The organism is Zooshikella harenae (assembly GCF_018837975.1).
GTDB classification, from domain to species: domain Bacteria; phylum Pseudomonadota; class Gammaproteobacteria; order Pseudomonadales; family Zooshikellaceae; genus Zooshikella; species Zooshikella harenae.
In genome coordinates this window covers 1-758 of sequence record NZ_JAGSOY010000314.1, presented here as the reverse complement: position 1 = coordinate 758, position 758 = coordinate 1, and the positions used below count along the sequence as shown (strand labels likewise).

2 protein-coding genes are annotated in these 758 nt (G+C 44.9%); both read left to right on the top strand.

The genetic code is table 11. The annotated features are described in order from the left end of the window. Positions 1 to 616, top strand: a 616-nt coding sequence (locus tag KCG35_RS25870; protein WP_215822778.1) for a hypothetical protein, incomplete at its 5' end; no start/stop codon positions are given. Next, positions 606 to 758, top strand: a 153-nt coding sequence (locus KCG35_RS27210; protein ID WP_215822780.1) for a phage tail protein, incomplete at its 3' end; no start/stop codon positions are given. The genes KCG35_RS25870 and KCG35_RS27210, both read left to right, overlap by 11 nt.

The following is a 758-nucleotide window of genomic DNA, read 5'->3' as shown; positions in this document are numbered from 1 at the left end:
AGGCATGTTCTCGGGAGCTTGGGATCTCATTAAAGGTATTTTTAACAAATCCCCCATTGGCATGTTACTCAAACACTGGAAACCAGGCTTTGAATGGCTGGCGTCTAAATTCAGTTGGATTAAGGACATTATTAGTCGTGTGTTTAACTGGTTTGGGGATGATGAGGACGAAGATAAAAGTGATAAAAAGAAAGTTAAACCCAAGCCTCAACGTAAGCCATCATCGTATATTGCACCGCAACACCGAGGGCGGAGCCGAGGTATTCACTATGGAGTAAAACCCTATGCCATGGCGAATCGCCGTTACAACTATCAACACAAAACCAAAACACGAAACCCTGTAAAAGCATCAGGACGTGTTATTTCCTTAGCCAAAGCGCGTAATAATAAGACCATACAGGAGCAATTACAGACCAAACGTAACCAACACATTAAAATACAGAACCAGTCGCGTACTAATATTAACGCCCCAATTACCATTCATACCCAATCCGGTCAGAACAGTGAAGACATTGCTAAACGGGTAAGGGAAGAACTCAAACGGCGAGAATTTGAGGCAGAATCGGATCGTCGTGCATCACTTTATGATCAGGACGGTTTGACATATGGCTACTAGCACCTTACTGAAATTAGGGCCGTTTACCTTTTCCATTGAAGCCGCAGCCTTTAACCAGTTGCAACGGGCCTGGTCGTTTACCTGGTCAGAACAAAAACGCTTGGGCACCATCCCACAACTGCAGTATACCGGCGAAGGCCAG